The 22,244-nt window shown below is 70.1% G+C and carries 19 protein-coding genes; 4 read left to right on the forward strand and 15 right to left on the reverse strand.

Annotated features, from left to right (window positions below; all coding sequences use genetic code 11):
* Positions 1–16 precede the first annotated feature (16 nt).
* The 5 genes from ACIBVL_RS06280 to ACIBVL_RS06300 all read right to left on the reverse strand — a co-directional run bounded on the left by ACIBVL_RS06280 (position 17) and on the right by ACIBVL_RS06300 (position 8,251).
* Positions 17–2,455, reverse strand: coding sequence for an FAD-dependent oxidoreductase (locus ACIBVL_RS06280; protein ID WP_399092675.1), 2,439 nt, complete (start codon positions 2,453–2,455; stop codon positions 17–19).
* 234 nt (positions 2,456–2,689) lie between these two features.
* Positions 2,690–3,658, reverse strand: coding sequence for an ABC transporter substrate-binding protein (locus ACIBVL_RS06285; protein WP_399092678.1), 969 nt, complete (start codon positions 3,656–3,658; stop codon positions 2,690–2,692).
* 14 nt (positions 3,659–3,672) lie between these two features.
* Positions 3,673–5,673, reverse strand: coding sequence for an ABC transporter permease (locus ACIBVL_RS06290; protein ID WP_399092681.1), 2,001 nt, complete (start codon positions 5,671–5,673; stop codon positions 3,673–3,675).
* Positions 5,673–6,761, reverse strand: coding sequence for a glycine betaine/L-proline ABC transporter ATP-binding protein (locus ACIBVL_RS06295; protein ID WP_399092684.1), 1,089 nt, complete (start codon positions 6,759–6,761; stop codon positions 5,673–5,675). The genes ACIBVL_RS06290 and ACIBVL_RS06295 overlap by 1 nt, the downstream gene beginning before the upstream one ends.
* A gap of 20 nt (positions 6,762–6,781) precedes the next feature.
* Positions 6,782–8,251 carry an aldehyde dehydrogenase family protein gene (locus tag ACIBVL_RS06300; protein ID WP_399092687.1) on the reverse strand — a complete coding sequence of 490 codons (1,470 nt, stop codon included), beginning with the start codon at positions 8,249–8,251 and terminating at the stop codon, positions 6,782–6,784.
* 218 nt (positions 8,252–8,469) lie between these two features.
* On the opposite strand from ACIBVL_RS06300, the gene purU reads away from it, so the two are divergent.
* Positions 8,470–9,342, forward strand: a complete 873-nt coding sequence (gene purU / locus ACIBVL_RS06305; protein WP_399092690.1) for a formyltetrahydrofolate deformylase — start codon at positions 8,470–8,472, stop codon at positions 9,340–9,342.
* A 97-nt stretch (positions 9,343–9,439) separates the two neighbouring features.
* Here purU and ACIBVL_RS06310 read toward each other — a convergent pair whose 3' ends face one another.
* The gene (locus ACIBVL_RS06310; RefSeq protein WP_399092693.1) at positions 9,440–10,276 is read right to left on the reverse strand and encodes a 5,10-methylenetetrahydrofolate reductase; all 837 of its coding nucleotides are present in this window, start codon (positions 10,274–10,276) and stop codon (positions 9,440–9,442) included.
* A 3-nt stretch (positions 10,277–10,279) separates the two neighbouring features.
* Positions 10,280–11,950 (reverse strand): choline dehydrogenase, encoded by a 1,671-nt coding sequence (gene betA, locus ACIBVL_RS06315; RefSeq protein WP_399092696.1) that lies wholly within the window; start codon positions 11,948–11,950, stop codon positions 10,280–10,282.
* A gap of 201 nt (positions 11,951–12,151) precedes the next feature.
* Here betA and ACIBVL_RS06320 point away from each other — a divergent pair, with 201 nt between their 5' ends.
* Positions 12,152–12,898, forward strand: coding sequence for an IclR family transcriptional regulator (locus tag ACIBVL_RS06320; RefSeq protein WP_399094776.1), 747 nt, complete (start codon positions 12,152–12,154; stop codon positions 12,896–12,898).
* Between the two features lie 37 nt (positions 12,899–12,935).
* Here ACIBVL_RS06320 and ACIBVL_RS06325 read toward each other — a convergent pair whose 3' ends face one another.
* The 8 genes from ACIBVL_RS06325 to ACIBVL_RS06360 form a co-directional block, all read right to left on the reverse strand.
* Positions 12,936–14,066 (reverse strand): aromatic ring-hydroxylating dioxygenase subunit alpha, encoded by a 1,131-nt coding sequence (locus ACIBVL_RS06325; RefSeq protein WP_399092699.1) that lies wholly within the window; start codon positions 14,064–14,066, stop codon positions 12,936–12,938.
* Between the two features lie 35 nt (positions 14,067–14,101).
* Complete coding sequence (locus ACIBVL_RS06330) at positions 14,102–15,256, reverse strand: NAD(P)/FAD-dependent oxidoreductase (protein WP_399092702.1); 1,155 nt, start codon at positions 15,254–15,256, stop codon at positions 14,102–14,104.
* Positions 15,253–15,615, reverse strand: a complete 363-nt coding sequence (locus ACIBVL_RS06335) for a bifunctional 3-phenylpropionate/cinnamic acid dioxygenase ferredoxin subunit (RefSeq protein WP_399092705.1) — start codon at positions 15,613–15,615, stop codon at positions 15,253–15,255. The genes ACIBVL_RS06330 and ACIBVL_RS06335 overlap by 4 nt, the downstream gene beginning before the upstream one ends.
* 195 nt (positions 15,616–15,810) lie before the next feature.
* On the reverse strand, positions 15,811–16,443 hold the full coding sequence (locus tag ACIBVL_RS06340) for an MBL fold metallo-hydrolase (protein WP_399092708.1): 633 nt from the start codon (positions 16,441–16,443) through the stop codon (positions 15,811–15,813).
* A complete protein-coding gene (locus ACIBVL_RS06345; RefSeq protein ID WP_399092712.1) occupies positions 16,443–17,528 on the reverse strand; it encodes an S-(hydroxymethyl)mycothiol dehydrogenase in 1,086 nt (361 codons plus the stop codon). Before ACIBVL_RS06345 ends, ACIBVL_RS06340 begins: the two co-directional genes overlap by 1 nt.
* Positions 17,529–17,828: 300 nt before the next feature.
* A complete protein-coding gene (locus ACIBVL_RS06350; protein ID WP_399092715.1) occupies positions 17,829–18,581 on the reverse strand; it encodes a YqjF family protein in 753 nt (250 codons plus the stop codon).
* Between the two features lie 174 nt (positions 18,582–18,755).
* On the reverse strand, positions 18,756–19,754 hold the full coding sequence (locus tag ACIBVL_RS06355) for an MASE1 domain-containing protein (protein ID WP_399092719.1): 999 nt from the start codon (positions 19,752–19,754) through the stop codon (positions 18,756–18,758).
* The gene (locus tag ACIBVL_RS06360; RefSeq protein WP_399092722.1) at positions 19,754–20,650 is read right to left on the reverse strand and encodes a PP2C family protein-serine/threonine phosphatase; all 897 of its coding nucleotides are present in this window, start codon (positions 20,648–20,650) and stop codon (positions 19,754–19,756) included. Before ACIBVL_RS06360 ends, ACIBVL_RS06355 begins: the two co-directional genes overlap by 1 nt.
* A gap of 276 nt (positions 20,651–20,926) precedes the next feature.
* On the opposite strand from ACIBVL_RS06360, the gene ACIBVL_RS06365 reads away from it, so the two are divergent.
* Positions 20,927–21,526: a molybdopterin-dependent oxidoreductase gene (locus ACIBVL_RS06365; protein WP_399094779.1), complete on the forward strand. Its 600-nt coding sequence runs from the start codon at positions 20,927–20,929 to the stop codon at positions 21,524–21,526.
* Positions 21,527–21,528: 2 nt separating this feature from the next.
* Positions 21,529–22,236 carry an FAD-binding oxidoreductase gene (locus ACIBVL_RS06370; RefSeq protein ID WP_399092725.1) on the forward strand — a complete coding sequence of 236 codons (708 nt, stop codon included), beginning with the start codon at positions 21,529–21,531 and terminating at the stop codon, positions 22,234–22,236.
* The last annotated feature ends 8 nt before the right edge of the window (positions 22,237–22,244 follow it).

A 22,244-nucleotide genomic window follows, 5' to 3' on the forward strand; every position in this document is an offset into this window, starting at 1 on the left:
GCGACAACCCGAACGCTCAGCCACGAAGACGGGACATCGTCGGGTCGAACAACGGCTCCTCGGCCACCACCGCCTCGACGCGCCGGTCGAAGTAGCCGATCCGCACGGTGGTCCCGGGGACGGCGAGGTCCACCGGCAGCCACGCGTAGGCGATGCCCTTGCCGATCGTGTAGCCGTAGGCCGCGCTGGTGACGTACCCGACGGCGCGGTCACCGTCGTACACCGGCTCCTTGCCCATGACGACCGACCGGGGGTCGTCGATCGTGAGGCAGGTCAGCTTCCGCCGCACGTCGCCCTTGCGGCGCTCCAGCGCCTCCTTGCCGATGAAGTCGTCCTTGTCGAGCTTGACGGCGAAGCCGACGCCGGCCTCGTAGGGGTCGTGCTCGTAGGTCATGTCGGTGCCGAAGGAGCGGTAGCCCTTCTCCAGGCGGAGGCTGTTGAAGGCGCCCCGGCCGGCGACGATGCCGCCGAGCGGCTCGGCCGCCGCCCACAGGGTGTCCCAGAGCTTCTGTCCCAGGTCGGCCGTGGTGTACAGCTCCCAGCCGAGTTCACCGACGTACGACAGACGCATCGCCGTGACCGGGACGCTGCCGATGTGGGCGTGCTTGGCGCGGAAGTACTTCAGGCCGTCGTTCGAGAAGTCGGCGTCCGTCAGGGGCTGGAGCACCTTGCGGGCCAGTGGGCCCCACAGGCCGACGCAGCAGGTGCCGGGGGTGATGTCGCGGACCTGGACCGTGCCGTCGGCGGGAAGGTGGCGGGTGAACCAGTCGAGGTCGAGATTGCCGTTGGCGCCCACCTGGAAGAGGTCGCGGCCGAGGCGGGCGACGGTGACGTCGCTGCGGATGCCGCCGTCGTGGTCGAGGAGCAGGGTGTACGTCACCGAGCCGACGGACTTGGCGACCTTGCTGGTGGTCAGCCGCTCCAGGAAGGCGGCCGCACCGGGGCCGGTCACCTCCAGGCGCTTGAGGGCCGTCATGTCGTACATCGCGACGGTCTCGCGGGTGGCCTGGGCCTCGGCGCCGACGATCGGGGACCAGTACTGCGCGGCCCAGTCGTTGGGGGTGGGGATGGTGCGGCCCTCGACGAGCGAGGCGTTGGCCTCGTACCACTGCGGGCGCTCCCAGCCGTTCGCCTCCAGGAAGAAGGCGCCCTGCTCCTGCTGTCGGGCGTGGAAGGGGGTGGTGCGGATCGGGCGCGGCTTCCCGGAGGGCTGGAGGGGGTGGAGGATGTCGTAGACCTCGACGAAGTTCTGGCAGTCGCGGGCCAGGACGTACTCCGGGGAGAGCTGGTGCGGCTCGAAGCGGTTGACGTCGCACTCGTGCAGGTCGAAGGACGAACAGTGGCCGTCGACCAGCCATTCGGCCATCGCCCGGCCGACGCCCGCGGAGTGCGTGACCCACACCGCCTCGGCGACCCAGAAGCCCTTGACCTCCGGGGACTCGCCGAGCAGCGGGAAGTTGTCGGTGGTGAAGGAGAACAGGCCGTTGATGCCCTCCTCGACCTTGGCCTCCATCGTCGCGGGGAGGAGGGACCGGGTCTCGGTCCAGGCGTCCTCGAAGTCCTCCTCGGTGAACTTCAGGACGGAGGGCATGGCCTCGGCCTCGGTCACGGAGAGGATGTCGTCGGCGGAGATGGGCATCGGGCGGTGGCCGTAGTAGCCGATGCCGAGGCCGTCGAAGCGGTCGCGGTAGTAGAGGTCGGCGTCCTGGTGGCGCAGGATCGGGCGGACCGCCTCCTCGGTCTGGCCGGCGAGGGCCGGCACCGGGCCGGTCCAGGCGAGCTGGTGGGCCAGCGGGGTGAGCGGGAGGTTCATGCCCACCATGCGGGCGATCTTCGGCCCCCAGATGCCGGCGCAGCACACGACGATGTCGGCGGGGATCTCGCCCTGGTCGGTCAGGACGCCGCTCACCTCGCCGTCGGACTGGAGGACGTCGAGGACCTCGTGGCGGGCCAGGAAGGTCACACCGCGTTCGGTGGCCCGGCGGATCTGGGCCTCGACGGCGAGGACGGCCTTGGCGAGGCCGTCGGTGGGGACGAGGAGGCCGCCGAGGACCCGGTCGCGGTTGACGAGCGGGTGCTGTTCGACGCACTCGTCGGGGGTGAGAAGGCGGGACTCGATGCCCCAGGCGGTGATCCAGCCGTGGCGGCGGTGGAGCTCGGTCAGGCGCTCGGGGGTGGTGGCCACTTCGAGGCCGCCGACCTGGAGGAAACAGGGCTTGCCGTCGACGTCGAGGGAACAGAACTTCTCGACCGTGTAGCGGGCCAGCTCGGTCATGGTCTTGGAGGAGTTCGTCTGGAAGACCAGGCCCGGGGCGTGCGAAGTGGATCCCCCGGTGGCGGGGAGCGGGCCCTGGTCGACCACGGTCACTTCGGTCCAGCCTCGCGCGGAGATCTCGTCGGCCAGGGCCGCTCCCACGACACCCGCTCCGATGATCACCACTCGGGGTCCCGCCATCGCCGCACCTCCGAATCAAACCGGTCCAGCCGGTTGAGTTGCTGTCTGCGCAACATGGTTCAGGTTGCGCAACTCAATGTGCCTGCCCCGGGGAGGGGGTGTCAAGGGGTCCGTGACGTCGGAAAACAGGCGGAAACACGGCTCCGGCGGGGCCGGGACATGGCGATGCCCGGCGGGCGGTGCGCGTGGGTGCGCACCGCCCGCCGGGCATGTTCGACCGCCCCGGAGCAGGGGCTACTTGAGCCAGGCCTTGACCTTGTCGGGGTTGGCCTCGACCCACTTCTTCGCCGCCGCGTCGGCCGTCATCTTGTCGACCGCGATGTACTTGGCCACGGTGTTCTGGTCGTCGTTCGTCCAGGAGAAGTTCTTCACCAGGTCATAGGCGGGGCTGCCGGACTTGGCGAACTTCGCGCTGACGATCTTGTCCAGGTCGTAGACGGGGTAGTCGCAGGCGACCTTCGCCGCGTCCGCGTCACAGCCCGTCGTGTACTTGGGCAGGTCGATCTTGACCAGCGGCACCTCGGACAGGAACCACTGCGGCTCGTAGAAGTAGCCGATCACCCATTCCTTGTTCTTCTCCGCCTTGCGATAGGCCTGGATGAGCGCCGTCTCGCTGCCCGCGTACACCACCTTGAAGTCCAGCTTCAGGTTCTTGACGAGCGCCTCGTCGTTGGTGACGTACGACGGGTCGCCGTCGAGGAGCTGGCCCTTGCCGCCCGATTCGGAGGTCTTGAACTTGGACGCGTACTTGTTGAGGTTCTCCCAGTTTGTGATGTCCGGGTGCGCCTTCGCCAGCCACGGGGGCACGTACCAGCCGATGATGCCTTTGTTGCCGGTCGAGCCGGCCGCCACGGCGGTCTTCTGCTGGGTGATGTACTTCTTCTTCAGATCGTCGTGGCCCCAGTTCTCCAGGACGGCGTCGACCTCGCCGGTCCCGAAGCCCTGCCAGGCGATCTCCTCCTTGAGGTCCTTCTTGGTGACCGTGCAACCGAGGTCGTGCTGCGCGACGTACGCGACGACCGCCGCGTCCGCCTCGTAGCCCACCCACGGGTTGACCGCGAGGTTGAAGGTGCCGCACTTGCCGGAGCTGCCCGAGCTGTCGGAGCCCGAGGAGCTGTCACCGACCTTCGCCCCGCTGCAGGCGGTGAGGGTGAGACCGAGGACGGCCAGGCCGGCCGCGCCGGCTCTCCAGTGTCTTGCCATGGTGTCGTGCTCCTTTAAGCGCTCGCGCGTCGCGCCGCTGCCTGAGTGATCCGGTCGAACATGACTCCGAGCAGTACGATGGCGAGCCCCGCCGCCAGCCCCTTGCCGTACAGCTCGCCCTGCGAGAATCCGGCCACGACGTCGTAGCCGAGGGCGCCCGCCCCTACCAGGCCGCCCACTACAACCATCGACAGCACGTAGATCAGGCCCTGGTTGGTCGCGAGCGTCAGGGCACTGCGTGACATCGGCAGTTGAACCTTGGTGATGATCTGCCAGGTGTTGCACCCGGCTGATGTGGCCGCCTCGACGGTGGTCTCGGGCACGGCCCGCACTCCGTCGGAGATGATCTTGATGGCGACCGGTGCCGCGTAGACGACGGCGGCGACGATCGCGGTGAAGCGGGTCGCGCCGAACAGCGCCAGGAACGGCACGAGGTAGACGAACGGCGGCATGACCTGCGCCGCGTCGAGGGTGGGCCGCAGGAACCGGTCCACCATCATGCTGCGCCCCATCCACACCCCGACCGCGATGCCGAGCACCATCACCAGGACCGTGGCGACGAGGGTCGACGCCAGCGTCGTCATGGCGTCCGACCACATGCCCGTGCCGACCAGCAGACCCACGCAGACGACCGTGGTGACGCCGGCGCGCCAGCCGCCGAGCACCACGCCGAGCCCGACGAGGACAGCGGCCACGAGCCACCACGGGGAGTCGGTCAGCAGCGACTGGAACGGGTTGAGCAGGCCGTTGGTGAGGGCGTCGCGGAAGGCGTTGGTCAGGCCCGACAGGTTGTCCTGCGCCCAGGTCGTCGCCGAGTCGGCCGCGCTCGCGATGGAGCTTCCGGTGCTGCCCTCGCCGGGGAACTCGGCCGCCCACAGGTAGGTGTGCGACATGTAGACGAGGACCGCCGTGACCGCCGCGCCCGCGCCGAGCAGCGGCTTGCGCCACTTGAGGAAGCGGTTCTTCGAACGCCGGGCCGCCTCCTCTCGGGTGCTGGCCGCGGTCGTGACCCGGTCGAGGACGATCGCCATGACGACGATGGCGAGGCCCGCGTTGAAGGCCGTGCCGACGTCGAGCGACTGCAGGGCCTGGACGACCGTCTTGCCGAGGCCGGGCGCGTCGATCAGGGCCGCGATGGTGACCATGGCGAGGGCGGCCATGATGGACTGGTTGACGCCCATCACCACGGTCCGCTTGGACATCGGCAGCAGCACCTTCAGCAGGGACTGCCAGCGCGTGGCGCCCAGCGAGTCGCCCGCCTCGACGGTGGTCTGCGGCACGGCACGGATGGCGTGCGCGGTGATGCGGATCGCCGGCGGGGCCGCGTAGATCGCGGTCGCGATGACCGCGGAGGCGCCGCCGATGAGGAAGAACAGGGTCAGCGGGGCGAGGTAGACGAAGGTCGGCATCGTCTGCATGAAGTCCAGGAAGGGCGTGACGATCCGGTTGAACCGGTCGGACAGGCCCGCCCACACACCGAGCGGGATCGCGAACAGCAGCGCGACGAGGACCGCGGAGAGGGTGAGGGCCAGGGTGTCCATGCTCTCCTGCCACAGCCCCTGCAGCCCGAAGAAGGTGAACCCGGCGACGGCCAGCAGCGCCACCCGCCAGTTGCCCACGGCCCAGGAGACGTAGCCGGCGATGCCGACGACGCCGAGCCAGCCGATCTGCGGGACGGGCCGGGTGCCGGACGGCTGGGAGATCAGGTCCTGGATGAAGGTCACCAGGTTGTCGATGACCAGCCGGATCTCGTTGAAGAAGTAGAGGAAGAGCGGATTGGAGTTGCGGTTGGCGCCGATGGAGTCGTTGACGTCGTTGAACCAGCGGTGCAGGTCGGTGAGGTCCGCCGCGGCGAGGGACAGCGTCTGCTTTCCGCGCAGGACGGCGAAGAGCAGCAGCCAGACGACGAGGATCGCGGCGACGACCACGGACCGGCTGACCTTGCGGGCGGCCTTGACGGGTGCCGCCGGTTCGACCTTCTTCGTGGTCTGCGGTTTCTCCATGGCGACGGTCATCAGACGCCGCCTTCCTGTCCGGCGACCACCGCGAGGATCTCCTCGTCGCCGACGATGCCGAGCAGCTTGCCGCCCTCGACGACCTTGACCGGCTTCTCGGCGGCCAGGACGGCCCGGGTGGCCTCCCGTACGACGACGTCCGGGCCGAGTTCGGGGCCGTCCAGGGCGTCGCCGTCCTCCGGCGCCCGCATGATCCAGCGCAGGGTGAGGACATCGCCTCGCGGTACGTCCTTGACGAACTCGCGGACGTAGTCGTCGGCCGGGGCGCCGACGAGTTCGTCGCCGGTGCCGCACTGGACCATCTTGCCGTCCCGCATGATCAGGATGCGGTCGCCCAGCTTGAGGGCCTCGGAGAGGTCGTGGGTGATGAAGACCATGGTCTTGCCGACCTCGCGGTGCAGGCGGATGACCTCGTTCTGCATGTCGCGGCGGATCAGCGGGTCGAGCGCGGAGAACGGCTCGTCGAAGAAGAGGACGTCCGGGTCACCGGCCAGGGCCCGGGCGAGGCCGACGCGCTGCTGCATACCGCCGGAGAGCTGGTCGGGGTAGGAGTTCTCGTAGCCGGCGAGGCCGACCAGTTCGACGACCTCCATGGCCCGCTTGGTGCGCTCGGCCCTGCTCATGCCGCGGATCTCCAGCCCGAAGGACACGTTGTCCACGACCCGGCGGTGGGGCAGCAGCCCGAAGTGCTGGAAGACCATGGAGAACTTGCGGCGGCGCAGCTCGCGCAGGTGCTTGCCGTCCGCCTCGCGGATGTCCTGGCCCTCGAAGACGACCTCGCCCGAGGTGGGTTCGATCAGCCGGGTCAGACAGCGCACGAGCGTGGACTTGCCGGAGCCGGACAGTCCCATGACGACGAACACCTCGCCCTTGCGGACGTCGAAGTTCACGTCGCGTACGGCGGCCGTGCATCCGGTGCGGTCCATCAGCTCGCGGCGGGTGAGGCCGCACAGCTCCTCGGATCCCGGTACCCGCTCGGCCTTCGGCCCGAACACCTTCCACAGATTGCGCACGGAGATGACCGGAGTGCCCTCCGAGTCCTGGGGCGTGCCGCGCCGCTGCGGCACCTCGGTCTGTGTGGGGGTCACGATCGACCTCTTTTCGGCGTTCAGCCGCGGAACCAGTGCTGCGGCCGGGGTTGGATGTTCTGCCAGATGTGCTTGGGCTCTCGGTACTCGTTCAGGCCGGTCGGTCCCAGCTCCCGGCCCACGCCCGAATGCCCGAAGCCACCCCATTCCGCTTGCGGCACATAGGGGTGGTAGTCGTTGATCCACACGGTGCCGTGGCGCAGCCGCCGGGCGACCCGCTGGGCCTTGCCGGCGTCCTGCGTCCAGACGGCCCCGGCGAGTCCGTACTCGGTGTCGTTGGCGATGCGTACGGCGTCGTCCTCGTCGGTGAACCGCTCCACGGTCAGCACGGGTCCGAACGACTCCTCGTGCACCACGCGCATGTCCTGCCGGCACTCGTCGAGGACGGTCGGCGGGTAGTAGTGGCCGGTCGCGAGGGCGGGGTCGGCGGGGCGCTCGCCGCCGCAGCGCAGTACGGCGCCTTCGGCGATTCCCGCGGCGACGTACGCCTCGACCTTGGCCAGGTGCTGGGCGGAGATCAGCGCCCCGGTCTCGGCCTCGGGGTCGAAGGGGCCGCCGAGGCGGATCCGCCGGGCCCGGCGGACGACCTCGTCCACGAGGCGGTCGTGCAGGGAGTCCTCGACGATCAGGCGGGCGCCGGCCGAGCAGACCTGCCCCGAGTGCAGGAAGACGGCCGTGAGGGCGAAGTCCACGGCCGTCTCGAAGTCGGCGTCGGCGAAGATCACGTTGGGGTTCTTGCCGCCGAGTTCCAGCGCCACCTTCTTCACGGTCGCGGCGGCGGTGGCCATGATCCGCTTGCCGGTCTCCAGGCCGCCGGTGAAGGAGACCATGTCGACGGCCGGGTCCTCGGAGAGCGGGGCGCCGACCTCGGGACCGGCGCCCAGGACGAGATTGCCGGCGCCGGCCGGGAGTCCGGCCTCCTCCAGTGCCTTCAGCAGCAGGATCGAGGTGGAGGGGGTGAGCTCGCTGGGCTTGAGGACGAAGGTGTTGCCCGCGAGGAGGGCGGGGGCGACCTTCCAGGAGGCCTGGAGGAGGGGGTAGTTCCAGGGGGTGATGAGCCCGCACACGCCGACCGGCTCGTGGACGACACGGCTCACGGCGTCGTCGCGGCCGGTGTCGATCACACGGCCGGCGTCGGTTCCTCCGAGGCCCCCGTAGTATCGGAAACAGGAGACGACGTCTGCGATGTCGTACTCGCTCTCCACCAGCCGCTTGCCGGTGTCGAGGGACTCGGCGCGGGCGAACACCTTGGCGTCTCGCTCGATGAGTTCGGCAGTGCGCAGCAGCAGGGCGCCGCGCTCGCGTTCGGAGGTGTGCGGCCAGGGGCCCTCGTCGAAGGCGCGGCGGGCCGCGGCGATCGCCGCCTCGGTGTCGGGACGTGTCCCTTCCGAGACGGTCGCGCCGATCGTGCCGTCCGCGGGACATCGGATCTCGCGGCGGCCTCCGGCCACCGGCTCCCGCCATTCGCCATCCACATACAGGTCTGCCACGCGCCAAGGCCCCTCAGCTGAAATGCGTTGCGCATCGTGCATCAAATTGCTTGTGGTGGAACACCCTGGCCAATGTGCGGACATACGTCAAGGGGGTGGCGGATGACGATTTCGCAAGGGGTCACTCGACCCTTCTCTCTTGACCGAAGACCCCATCCGGGCGAAGTATGTTGCGTATCGCTCACTGAGTTGTGCAATACGCATCGACGGAGGTCGTCATGTCCCCTCGTCCGCAACCTGGCCGCGAGTACGTCCTCACCCTCTCGTGTCCCGACAGCGCGGGGCTGGTCCACGCGGTGAGCGGCTTTCTCGTCCGGAACTCCGGAAACATCCTGCAGAGCCAGCAGTTCGACGACCGCCTTCAGGGCCGTTTCTTCATGAGGGTCCACTTCGATGTGTCCGATCCAAACGCCGATCTGAAAAATCTGCGTTACCGATTCGGCCCGGTAGCCGAGGCCTATCGCATCTCCTGGACCCTGCGGGACGCCTCGACTCCGACCCGGACACTCATCATGGTGTCCAAGTTCGGGCACTGCCTGAACGATCTGCTGTTCCGCCGGCGGACCGGCGCCCTCAACATCGAGATTCCCGCGATCGTCTCCAACCACCGCGATTTCGAGGGCCTCGCGGAGACGTACGGCATTCCCTTCCACCACGTCCCCGTCACCAAGGACACCAAGGCCGAGGCCGAGGCGCGGCTCCTGGAGCTCGTGCGGGAACTGGACGTCGACCTCGTCGTCCTGGCCCGCTACATGCAGATCCTCTCCGACGACCTGTGCAAACAGCTCGAAGGTCGCGCCATCAACATCCACCACTCCTTCCTCCCCAGTTTCAAGGGCGCGAAGCCCTACGACCAGGCCTACGACCGCGGGGTGAAACTGGTCGGCGCGACGGCCCACTACGTGACGCCGGACCTGGACGAGGGGCAGATCATCGAGCAGGACGTGGTCCGGGTGGACCACTCGCTCGACCCGGGGGAGCTGGTGACGGTCGGCCGGGACGTGGAGGCGCAGGTGCTGGCACACGCGGTGAAGTGGCACAGCGAGAGCCGGGTGATGGTGGACGGCAACCGTACGGTGGTCTTCCGCTGAGCGGGACGTGAGAGCGGGGCGGGTCCGGATTCGGACCCGCCCCGCGGTCGTATACGGACGCCGGCGGCACATCCGGCCAAGGCCCGCCGGACGGACCTCAGCCTCCGAGCCGGTCCAGCAGTCCCCGGCGCCACTTCTCCGTCTCGGCGATCTGGTTGAACGTGAACAGGTGCAGGCCCGCCACGCGCGCCGAGGGTGCCGTGAGGGCCCCCTCGGTGCGGGCGAGCAGCTTCTCGGGTGAGTAGCCCCCGGGAGTGGCGAACCGCAGGAACCACGACGCGTGCCTGGTCAGGAACCGCGTCGACTCCCCCACGCCGATCTTCGTCGCCATCGCCAGCAGCTTGGCCCGCTGCACGGGCCCGGCGACGCCCACGTGCACGGGCAGGACGACGTCCCGGCGCCGGATCCGGACGATCCACTCACCCAGCACGCGCGGGTCGAAGCAGAGGTTGCTCACGATGTACGTGGCGTGCTCCCGCTTGTCCCACATCGCCTGGACGGTGAGGTCGTCGTGGATGAGGGGATGGCTCTCGGGGTATCCGGTGATGCCCACGCGGGCGAAGGGGCCGCCCAGCTCGCTCAGCCGGCGCAGGACCGGCAGGGCTCCGGCGTAGGGCCCGGCCGGCGGGTCGGCGTCGCCCGCGGGGACGAAGACGTCGTCCACCCCGGTCTCGCGGAGCCGCTCGACGACCTCCTTCAGATGGGCGTCGTCCCGCAGCAGCCGCGCGGGCACGTGCGGGACGACGCGATAACCGTGGGCCGAGAGCCGGGTGGTGAGGTCGAGGGTCGGTTCCAGGCCCTTGACGGGCGACGCCGTCACGGTGACGACGACGTCGCGCGGGACATGGGCGAGAACCTTCTCCTCGGTGGCCTTCGCGGGCAGCACCTCGTAGCGGACGCTCTCCAGCAGCGTCCGCAGACCGGTGGCGGCCAAGGTCTACCCGGCCTGCTTCTGGGCGTCGCGGTGGCGGTAGTACGCGGCCTTGGAGGGGGCCAGGGGCTCCTTGCCGAGGATCAGGTCGGCGGCCTTCTCCGCGATCATCATCACCGGGGCGTAGATGTTGCCGTTGGTGACGTAGGGCATGACGGAGGCGTCGACCACGCGGACACCCTCGAGGCCGTGCACCTTCATGCTGGCCGGGTCGACGACGGACATCTCGTCGGTGCCCATCTTGCAGGTGCAGGACGGGTGCAGGGCGGTCTCGCCGTCCTTGGCGACCCAGGCGAGGATCTCCTCGTCGGTCTCGACGGACGGTCCGGGCGAGATCTCCCCGTCGTTGTAGGGGGCGAGGGCCGGCTGGTTGAGCAGCTTGCGGGCCACGCGGATCGCCTCGACCCACTCACGGCGGTCCTGCTCGGTGGAGAGGTAGTTGAAGCGCAGGGCCGGATGCTCGCGCGGGTCCTTGCTCCTGATCTTCACGGAGCCGATGGCGTCGGAGTACATGGGGCCCACGTGGACCTGGTAGCCGTGTCCGCCCGCGGGCACGGAGCCGTCGTAGCGGACCGCGATGGGCAGGAAGTGGAACATCAGGTTGGGGTAGTCCACCTCCTCGTTGCTGCGCGCGAAACCGCCGGCCTCGAAGTGGTTGGTGGCCGCCGGGCCCTTGCGGAACAGCCACTGCAGGCCGATGAAGGGGGCGCGCCACTTCGCCAGGTACGGCTGCATGGAGACGGGCTGCTTGCAGGCGTACTGGATGTAGACCTCGAGGTGGTCCTGCATGTTCTCGCCGACGCCCGGGAGGTCGTGGACGACGTCGATGCCGAGGGCGCCCAGTTCCTCGGCGTTGCCGACGCCGGAGAGCTGGAGCAGCTGCGGGGAGTTGATCGCGCCGCCGCAGAGGATGACCTCCTTGGCGCGGACCTGGGTCGGGGCGCCCTTGCCGCGCCGGTACTCGACGCCGACGGCCCGCTTGCCCTCGAAGAGGACCCGGGTGACGAGGGCGCGGGTCCTGACCGTGAGGTTGGGGCGTTTCCTGGCGGGCTTGAGGTACGCCTTCGAGGCCGAGAGCCGGCGTCCGCGGTGGACGTTCCGGTCGAACTTGGCGAAACCTTCCTGCCGGTAGCCGTTGACGTCGTCCGTGGGCGCGTAGCCCGCCTCCTGGGTGGCCTTGAGGAAGGCGCCGAAGAGCGGGTTGGAAGCCGGACCGCGTTCGAGGACGAGGGGGCCGTCGTGGCCGCGGAACTCGTCGTCCGGGTCGGCCGCGAGACAGTTCTCCATCCGCCGGAAGTACGGCAGACAGTGCGCGTAGTCCCAGCTCTCCATGCCCGGGTCGGCCGCCCAGCGTTCGTAGTCCATGGGGTTGCCGCGCTGGAAGATCATGCCGTTGATGCTGCTGGAGCCGCCGAGGACCTTGCCGCGCGCGTGGTAGATGCGCCGGCCGCCCATGTGGGGCTCGGGCTCGGACTCGTACTTCCAGTCGTAGAACCGGCTGCCGATCGGATACGTCAGCGCGGCGGGCATGTGGATGAACACGTCCCAGGGATAGTCGGACCGGCCGGCCTCCAGCACCAGGACCCGGTTCGCGGGGTCCGCGGAGAGCCTGTTCGCCAGTGCGCTGCCGGCCGATCCGCCGCCGACGATGACGAAGTCGTATTGCAGGGGAGCCATGGTGCCTCGTCTCGCTCGCGCCATAGATACGCGAGGCATGCTAGTCGAGTAGCGCTATACGCACTAGGTTGCGAGCCACGCAACTTACGTGCTCTTCGTTTCGACCTGGTTACTTGCAAGAGCGTTGTTTACTGCGCGTATAGTTTCGCTGTGAGCAACTACAGCACAGACACCGAAACCACCAACGGGACGTCCGGCGGAGTGCAGTCGGTCGACCGCGCCATCAGCGTGCTGGAGATTCTGGCCCAGCGCGGCGAGGCGGGGGTCAGCGAAGTGGCCGCCGAGATCGATGTTCACAAGTCCACCGCGTTCCGGCTGCTCGGCGCCCTGGAGGCGCGCGGTCTGGTGGAGCAGGCGGGCGAGCGCGGCAAGTACCGGCTCGGCTTCGGCATCGTACGCCTCGCCGGGGCGGTGACGGCGCGACTCGACATCACCCAGCAGGGCCGCCCGGTCTGTGAGCGCCTCGCGGAGGAGATCGGCGAGACGGTCAACATCGCGGTCATGCAGGAGCACTACGCGATCAACCTGTACCAGGTGCGCGGCCCGGCGGCCGTCGCCGCGCACAACTGGGTCGGGGAGCTGACCCCGCTCCACGCGACGTCGAGCGGCAAGATCCTGCTCGCGCACCTGCCCACCAAGGACCGGACCACGCTGCTGGCCAAGGCCGGCCTGGAGAAGGTCACCCCGCACACGATCACCGCGAAGGCGAAGCTCGAGAAGAACCTCGCCGAGGCGCGGGAGCGGGGCTACGCCTGGACCCTGGAGGAGTTGGAGGTGGGGCTGCACGCGATGGCCGCCCCGATCCGCAACCGGGACGGCGAGGTCATCGCCGCGCTCAGTGCCTCCGGGCCCTCGTACCGGTTCACCGAGGAGCGGCTGCACGAGCTGTCCCCGATCCTGCTCAAGGGAGCGGAGGAGATCAGCCACCGCATGGGATGGCTGGGCTGAGCCGCCCCCTTGTGCCACGGGCGGCTGCCCGGGCTTCTCACTGGGTCCTGGTGCCCAGGCGCTCGTTCACCCAGTCGTGGAAGGCGCCGATGTGGTGCTCGCTCGGCACCAGCACGCCGCCCTTGGCGTACATCCGGGAGCTCATGCCGGGCTGGGTGCGCTCACAGGCGTCGAAGTCCTGGCGGTTGACGCGGTCGAACAGTTCCACGGAACGGCTGACGTCCTTGCCGCTCTCGACGACGTGCGGGAGGTAGAGCCAGTCGCACTCGACGATCGTGCGGTCGGCGGCCACCGGGTACATCCGGTGGAAGATCACATGGTCGGGGACGAGGTTGATGAAGACCTGCGGCTTGACGGTGATCGCGTAGTAGCGGCGGTCCTGGTCCTCCGAGACGCCGGGTATGCGGTCGAGCCCCTCCGAGCCGTCGACGGTGAAGCCCTCGATCTCCTCGCCGAACTCCGCGCCGTGGCCGACGTAGTACTGGGCGGCGTAGCCGTCGGCGAACTCGGGGAGCACCTCGGTGAGTTCGGGGTGGATCGTGGCGCAGTGGTAGCACTCCATGAAGTTCTCGATGATGAGCTTCCAGTTCGCCTTGACGTCGTAGACGATCCGCTTGCCGACGGAGAGGTTCTCGATGCCGTAGTGCTCGATGGACGCCACGTCTCCGAGGCGCTCCACGATCGCGCCGATGACGTCCTCCTCGAAGGAGGGCGGGTTCTCCGCGAGGCAGACCCAGACGTAGCCGAGCCATTCGCGGACGGCGACGCTCACCAGGCCGTACTCGGTGCGGCCGACGTCGGGCATCTTGGTGAGGTTGGGCGCGGCGACCAACTTGCCGTTCAGGTCGTAGGTCCAGGCGTGGTACGGGCACTGGAAGGCGCGCTTGACCTCGCCGGTCTCCTCGGTGCAGATCCTGGCGCCACGGTGCCGGCACACATTGAAGTAGGCGCGGATCGTGTTGTCCCTCGCCCTCGTCACGAGGATGCTCTCGCGGCCCACGTCGACGGTGCGGAAGGCGCCGGGCCTGGCCAGTTCGGAGGCGCGCGCGACGCAGAACCACATCGTCTCGAAGATGCGCTCCTGCTCCTGGGCGAAGGTGTCCGGATCCGTGTAGGAGGAGCCGGGGAGGGTGGCGATCAGACTGTCCGGCAGGCTGGTCGAGGTCACGGTGCACTCCTCGGGGAACGTCGTGGAGGGGTCGGTCACGCGGCGAGTTGCTTGCGCCAGCGGGTGAACAGGCGCGGCTGGTTCATCCCGAGTACGGCGACCGGGTTCCCGGCGCGCCGGTAGACGGCCAGGACGTTGCGGTCGTCGGCGGCGCCTTCCTCGATGGTCACGCTGTCGGCGCCGGCCGCGTGACCGGCGAACTGGATCTTCACGCCGTACTGGTCGGACCAGAAGTAGGGCGGCCTGGGCACGCCCGGTTCCACGGCACCGCCCGCCAGCAGGGTGGCGATCGCGGCATCGGGGCGCTCGCGCGCGCCGGTCCAGTGCTCGACCCGGCGGTGGGCGCCGGCGCGGGGGTCGTACCAGTTGGCACAGTCGCCGACCGCGACCACGGAGGCGAGGCTGGTGCGGCCGTCGGCACCGCACTTGACGCCGTTGTCGAGCTCGATGCCCGACCCTTCGAGCCAGTCGACGCACGGGCGGGCGCCCACACCGACGACGACGGTGTCGGCGGGGAGCGTGCGGCCGTCCTCCAACAGGACGGCGTCGACCCGGCTTTCCCCGCCGAGTCCCTTGACGCCGACGCCGCAGAGCAGCCGTACGCCGTGGTCCGCGTGGAGGGCGGAGACGAGGGTGCCCATCTCGGCACCGAGGGGTCCCGCGAGCGGGGTCGGAGCCGCTTCGACGACACTCACGTCGAGTCCGAGCGCGTACGCCGTGGAGGCGACCTCGGCACCGATGAACCCGCCGCCGATCACCACCAGCCGTCCGCCTCGGGCGAGTTCGTCGCGCAGGGCGCGGGCGTCGTCGAGGGTGCGCAGGGTGTGCACGCCGGCCAGGCCTTCGCTGCCGGGCAGGGTGCGGGCGGCGGCGCCGGTGGCGAGGACGATGCCGTCGGCCCGGACCTCCCGTCCGTCGGCGAGCCGTACGGCGCGGTCGGTGCGGTCGAGTCCGGTGGCGCGGGCGCCGAGCAGCCACTCGGCGCCGAGGTCCTCGTCGTCCGTCTCCAGCGCGAGGTCCGCCTCGCCGAGGGTGCCGGCGAGGAATTCCTTGGACAGCGGCGGCCGGTCGTACGGGCGGTGGAGTTCGTCGCCGATGACGACGAGCTCTCCGTCGTAGCCCTGCTTCCGCAGGGAGCGCGCGGCCGACAGACCGGCCAGCGAGGCGCCCACCACGGCGACCGTCCTCACGCGGGACCCCCGGCGAGCCGGGCGGCCACACAGGGCGGGAGGTTCGGGGCCTCGGTCGACACCTTCACGTAGATCATGCCGTCCTCGACGACGACCTCGTGGGTACGGACCGGGAGCTTGGCCGGCGGGGCGTCGACGGCGCCGGTGCGCAGGTCGAACTTGGAGGCATGCAGGGGGCATTCCACCTCGCAGCCCTCCAGCCAGCCGTCGGCGAGCGAGGCGTCCTGGTGGGTGCAGGTGTCGTCGATGGCGAAGACCTCGCCGTCGTCGGTGTGGAACACCGAGACCGGCGGATCGATGTCGAGCCGGAAGGCCTCACCTCGCGGGAGATCCACGAGACGGCACGCGGGAATCATCATGACACCTCGGTGCGTATAGCGAAACGGATTGCGGTAAGCGCAACATCAGTCTGAGGTCGCCCTGAACCCTTGTCAAGGCATCCAAGGGCCCGCTTCGGACGGGTCCGCGGCCCCCTCCCGGCACAGCTCGAAACGCCCGTACCACCTGCGGTAACAGGCGGTACGGGCGCCGTGCGAAGGGCCCTGGCGAGGCGGTCAGAAGCCGCGGTCGATCCATTCCTGGAGGTGCGGGGCCTCCGTGGCGATCGTGGTCGTCCCGCCGTGTCCGGTGTGGACGACGGTGTCGCCGGGCAGGCTCAGCAGCCGGTCCCGAATCGAGTCGACGATGGTCGGGAAGTGGCTGTACGAGCGTCCCGTCGCCCCCGGTCCGCCCGCGAAGAGCGTGTCGCCGCTGAAGAGCGCGGCCAGGGTGGGCGCGTACAGGCAGACGGCACCGGGGGCGTGCCCGGGCGTGTGCAGCACGGTCAGTTCGACGCCGGCCGCCGTGAGGACCTGGCCGTCGGCCAGTTCGCCGTCGGGGTCGCGGTCGGGGTGGGTCTGTTTCCACAGCGGCAGGTCGTCGGGGTGGAGCAGGACCGGGGCGCCGGTGCGCGCGGCGAGAGCGGGCGCGGCGTCGATGTGGTCGTCGTGGGCATGGGTGCACACGATGGCGGTCAGCCGGCGGTCACCGATCGCCGCGGCGATGGCGTCGGCGTCGTGGGCCGCGTCGATGACGATCACCTCGGTGTCGTCGCCGACGATCCACACGTTGTTGTCGACCTCCCAGGTACCGCCGTCCAGGGAGAAGGTCCCCGTGGTGACGAGGTGGCCGATGCGGGCGCCGGCCATCAGAGAATCACCACCGAGCGCAGGACGTCGCCCCCGTGCATCCGCTCGAAGGCCTTCTCGACCTCGTCGAGGGCGATGGTCTCGGTGACGAAGGCGTCCAGGTCGAGGCGGCCCTGGAGATAGAGGTCGATGAGCATGGGGAAGTCGCGGGAGGGCAGGCAGTCGCCGTACCAGGAGGACTTCAGCGCTCCGCCGCGCCCGAAGACGTCCAGGAGGGGGAGTTCGAGCTTCATCTCGGGGGTGGGCACCCCGACGAGGACGACCGTGCCGGCGAGGTCGCGGGCGTAGAAGGCCTGCTGGTACGTCTCCGGGCGGCCGACCGCCTCGATGACGACGTCGGCGCCGAAGCCGCCGGTCAGCTCGCGGATCGCCTCGACCGGGTCGTTCTCGCGCGAGTTGACGGTGTGGGTCGCGCCCAGCTTCTTCGCGGTCTCCAGCTTGCGGTCGTCGATGTCCACGGCGATGATCTTCGCCGCGCCCGCGAGGCTCGAGCCGACCACCGCCGCGTCCCCGACTCCACCGCAGCCGATGACGGCGACGGTGTCCCCGCGTCCGACGTTGCCGGTGTTGATGGCCGCGCCGATGCCGGCCATCACCCCGCAGCCCAGCAGACCGGCGGCGGCCGGGGACGCGGCCCGGTCGACCTTGGTGCACTGACCGGCCGCGACCAGCGTCTTCTCCGCGAAGGCGCCGATACCGAGGGCCGGGGAGAGTTCGGTGCCGTCGAGCAGGGTCATCCTCTGCTTGGCGTTGTGCGTGTCGAAGCAGTACCAGGGGCGGCCGCGCAGACAGGCCCGGCACTGTCCGCACACCGCCCGCCAGTTGAGGATGACGAAGTCACCGGGCGCGACGTCGGTGACGCCCTCCCCCACCGACTCGACCACGCCCGCGGCCTCGTGGCCCAGCAGGAAGGGGAAGTCGTCGTTGATGCCGCCCTCGCGGTAGTGCAGATCGGTGTGACAGACCCCGCAGGCCTCGATCTTCACCAGCGCCTCCCCCGGGCCGGGGTCGGGGACGACGATCGTCTCCAGGCTGACGGGGGCACCCTTCCCCCGCGCGACGACAGCACGGACCTGGTGAGCCATGGCCACTCCTCGGCTGATACGAGACCTGAGTCATATGTTGCTCAATGCGGCACACATCTCATGTGCCGCAACACAGCATCGTGGAGGGCGGTGCGGGGGTCAAGAAGGACGGGGAACGGACGAGGCGGGTTCCTCCTGGCGGGGACCTGCTCCGGTGGGCGGCGCGGTGGGCCGCGGGCGGCGCAGACGAGCCACCGCCCGCCGAACCCGGACAACCGACGTCCGCACCCGGTTCCCCGAGAATCTTCGCCCCCCTGCACCGGCGCGTGGAGATCTCGGAGACATCGTCCGGCACACGCCTCAGGGTGTCGGGATTCCCGCCGGGCGGGACGGGCGGCCCAGGCGGACCGGTACACCTGGGGAGTAGAGGACGCTGACCGGTTCCTCGTCGGGTGCGGGCAGGCCGGCCGCGGTGATCAGGTTCTCCTCACAGGTGAGGAGCTCGGCGCGGTGCAGGGGCCAGCGCGGGTGGTGGTTGGGGAGGTAGGCGGATCCGCCGAAGAAGGCGTTGTGCATGCCCCAGCGGGCGGTGAGGAAGTGCTCCAGCGCGGTCGGCTCCTCGATGCGTTCCCCCGGGCGTACGGCGATACGGCTGTACGCGCCGCGCGGGCCGGGCCAGCGGCGGGAGCTGGTGTACATGACCGTGTCGCCCGCCCTGCGCACACTCATCCGCGACCACAGGTACGGCAGCCGGAAGCCCGCCCGGCCCATCGCCACCGGGATCAGCCGGGCCGCGTCCATCGACCGGAAGACGACCCCGCGCCGTCCGTGCCCGTCCACCGAGTACAGGCGGACGTTGGTCTCCGGGAACGACCCGAGGTACGGCACACCGGGCAGCCGGAGCCAGCCGACCCGGTGCATGCGAAAGGCGACGAGTCCGACGTAGGTGACCCCGTCGTGCGTGTCGGGGACGGTCCCGGGCGGCAGGAGTCCCGCCACGGCGTCCGGGGGGACGGCCCAGTGGACGAAGCACAGGTCGAGCCACTGCTGGGTGAGCAGCGGGAACGCTATGGCGCCGGGGGCGTCGGGGGTGATTGGGGCGGGCTTGTGCACGGCGCCAGCATGCCAGGCGGCGGACTCGACGAGCCGGACGATTGCCTGAGGGGTGATCGACCGGATCCCTCGGCGCCCGGCACAGTGATCGCGAAGCCGCGCCGACGCCGCGGCCTCGCACCGGAACCGGGGAGGACTCCACGGCCACGTACGCCACCGCCGCCGAGCCCCGCCTCAGGCCTCCTGGTCCTTCGTCCCCCGGCCGTGCGGGGCGTCACCCGCCGTGAGGTGTTCCAGCACCTCGACCAGTTCCTGACAGGCCCGCTCCACCGAGCGTCGGGTATTGCGCTGCTCCATGATCACTGCCGAGAGCAGCAGGGCGGTCAGGGCCATCGTGCCGTTGAAGGCCTGGAGCTCGATCATCACCTCGATCCGGGAGAGGTGGGCGAAGGGGCCCACCCCGTCCGTCGCGGCGATCGTGGCCATGACGGAGGTGAACAGGGCGCACAGCATGCTGCCGGCCAGTTGGAAGCGCAGGGCCGCCCAGATCAGCAGCGGGTAGACGAGGAAGAGCAGATTCAGGTGGCTCCGCGCGGCCAGGGGCACCATGGCCAGGGCGATGAGGGCCAGACCCGCGCCTTCCTTCCAGCGGGACAGGCGCACCGGGGGGCGCACTCCGCGCTGGAGGAGGAGCAGCACGGGGGTGACGATCAGGACGCCCATCGCGTCCCCCACCCACCAGCCCAGCCAGACGGACCAGAAGCTGTGCGTCTCGAGTCGGCCGGTGAGCAGGAGCAGGCCCACGCCGATGCTCGCGCTCAGCAGCATCGCGGTGAGCGCCGCCAGGAAGACCAGCGCGAGGCCGTCGCGCAACCGGGCGAGGTCGGTGCGGAAACCCACCTTGCGCAGCAGCAGGTAGGCGCAGACGGGGGCGGCGGTGTTGCCCACCACGTTGACCAGGACGAGGGGGCGCAGCGAGGTGATCGACACGATGACGAGGAGGACACCGAGGGCGATGCCGGCCCAGGCACGGAGGCCGAGGATCAGCAGACAGGCCACCGCCACGCCCGTCGGCGGCCAGATGGGGGTGAACACCGCGCCCTCGACGACGAGCTGCCGTACGAGACCGAGCCGTCCGGCCGCGTAGTAGCAGACGGCGACCGCGAGCGTCTGGACGGCGAAGAGGACCGTTCTGCGCGGATCCAGGTCAGGGATACCCACCACAGCAGCCATCAGACACCGTCATGGCGTGGTCGGCCAGGTGAGAGACGCGCTGCCGGGCTCCATGGCTGCATACGGGGTACGTCCGTCACGAGCCCGTCGTGTCCGACCACCAGGACGGCCGCGTCGTCCTCGTGTCCCACACGTTCGGCGCCCTTGATCACGGCGGCGGCGAGGGAATCCGCCTCCAGCCCGGCGACGGCGGCGACGCCCGCGAGGCGTACGACCTGGTCGAGGCCCTCCTCGACGCTCAGCGACGGGCCCTCGACGACGCCGTCCGTGAGGAGCACGAAGACCCCGCCCTTGGTGAGGCGGTAGCGGGTGACCGGGTAGTGCATCCCCGCGACCACGCCGAGGGGCGGTCCGCCCTCGTCCTCGGCGATGCCGGACTTGCCGTCCGCCGTGGCCCACACGCAGGGGATGTGTCCGGCCCGGGCGCTCTCCAAGACCCCGGTAGCCGGGTCGAGGCGCATGAAGGTGCAGGTGGCGAAGAGGTCGCTGCCGAGGGAGAGGAGCAGGTCGTTGGTGCGGGCGAGGAGGTCGCCGGGCTCGCCGGTGACGGAGGCGAGGGCGCGCAGGCCGACCCGGACCTGCCCCATGAACGCGGTCGCCTCTATGTTGTGGCCCTGGACGTCGCCGATGGACAGGCCTATGCGGCCGTCGGGCAGGGAGAAGGCGTCGTACCAGTCGCCGCCCACGTTGAGCCCGTGGCAGGCGGGGGCGTACTGGACGGCCAGGCGGAAGCCGGGGGCGACGGGCAGGTCGCTGGGCAGCATGCCGCGCTGGAGGGCGAGGGCCAGTTCGACGCGGGAGCGTTGCCGCGCCGCGCGATCACGCGCCTGGGCGGTCAGCGAACCGAGCCTGGCCAGCAGCTCGTCGCCTTCGTCCGGGGGGCGCTTGGGGGACATCGATCACTCCGGGGATCACTCCGGCGGGACGGCAGCCCCATGGGGCACACCTCCATCACTGCGAACAAACGTCACATTTTACCTTTATGAGATCATATCCAGAAGGCGGCGGGGCCGTGCGCGGGCGGACCAGCCCCGTGCGCTCGCGGACAAGCAACCGGAGCGGACCGGATGTAACGTCGGCGGGCGACCCAGTGGTGCCGGGGCCCGCACCGCCGGACACTGACTACTGACCCCGCACGCTCCGGAGGCGGACGTGCTCAGGAGATGACCACTGTGAACTCCTTCTCCCCCGGCTTCCAGGGGCGCGGCCGGCGTCCGGCCGACAAGCTGCCGCCCGGCCAGTACCCCACCGAGTCCTTCCCCGTGCTGTCGGCGGGCCCCACGCCGAAGGTTCCCACCGAAACCTGGCGGTTCACCGTCACCACGGAGACCGGCGAGACGCACGCCTGGACCTGGGACGAGATGCTGGAGCTGCCGCAGGAGGAGACGGTCCGGGACATCCACTGCGTGACGCGCTGGTCGAAGTTCGGCACACGCTGGCGGGGCGTGCCCCTGGACGCCTTCTTCGAGGACGTCGAGACGGCCGCGGACTACGTCGTGGTCGGCAGCCACGGCGGCTACACCACGAACCTGCCGCTGGAGGACCTCCTCGACGGTCAGGCCTGGCTCGTCCACACGTACGACGACCATCCGCTCTCCCCCGAGCACGGCGGCCCGGCCCGGCTGCTCGTGCCCCACCTGTACTTCTGGAAGTCGGCCAAGTGGGTGCGCGATCTGCGGCTCACACACGAGGACGAGCCCGGTTTCTGGGAGACCGTCGGCTACCACAACTACGGCGACCCGTGGCGCGAGCAGCGCAACTGGGGCGACTGAGGATGGGCCTCACCTGGCGCGGGGCGCGGCTCGTCGAGCGCCGCCCGCAGAACGCCACCGCCCGCACCCTGGTCCTCGGCGTCCCCGGCTGGCCAGGACACCTGCCCGGTCAGCATGTCGACGTACGTCTGACCGCCGACGACGGCTACCAGGCCGTACGCAGTTACTCGCTGGCCGCGCCGGCCGAGGGCGAACGGATCGAACTGGGCGTGCAGTGCGTGCCGGACGGCGAGGTGTCGCCGTATCTGGCGGACGGGCTGCCGGTCGGGGCGCAGGTGGAGGTGCGCGGGCCGCTCGGGAACTGGTTCGTGTGGCGGCCCGGGCGGACGGAGCCGGTGCTGCTGGTGGCGGGCGGCTCCGGGGTCGTCCCGCTGGCCGCGATGGTCCGGGCCCGCCGCCGGTCCCTGAACGGCGGCGACTTCCGTCTGCTGTACTCCGTCCGCGGCCCCGACGACATCTGGTACCGCGAGCATCTCGCCGACGGGGACGGCCTCGACGTGCGCTTCGTGTACACCCGCGAGGCCCCGCCGGGCGACCCCCGCGGCCCCGGCCGGGTCACCGCGGGCGACCTGGCGGACGCGACGGACGGGCTGCCGCCCACCAGTGCCGTCTACGTCTGCGGCCCCACCGGATTCGTCGAGACGGTCGGCGATCTGCTGACCGGGCTCGGACGCGACCCGGCCACCATTCGCACCGAACGATTCGGCTGACCCCTTGG

Origin of the sequence: Streptomyces sp. NPDC049687 (assembly GCF_044465285.1) — a bacterium.
Lineage (GTDB): Bacteria > Actinomycetota > Actinomycetes > Streptomycetales > Streptomycetaceae > Streptomyces.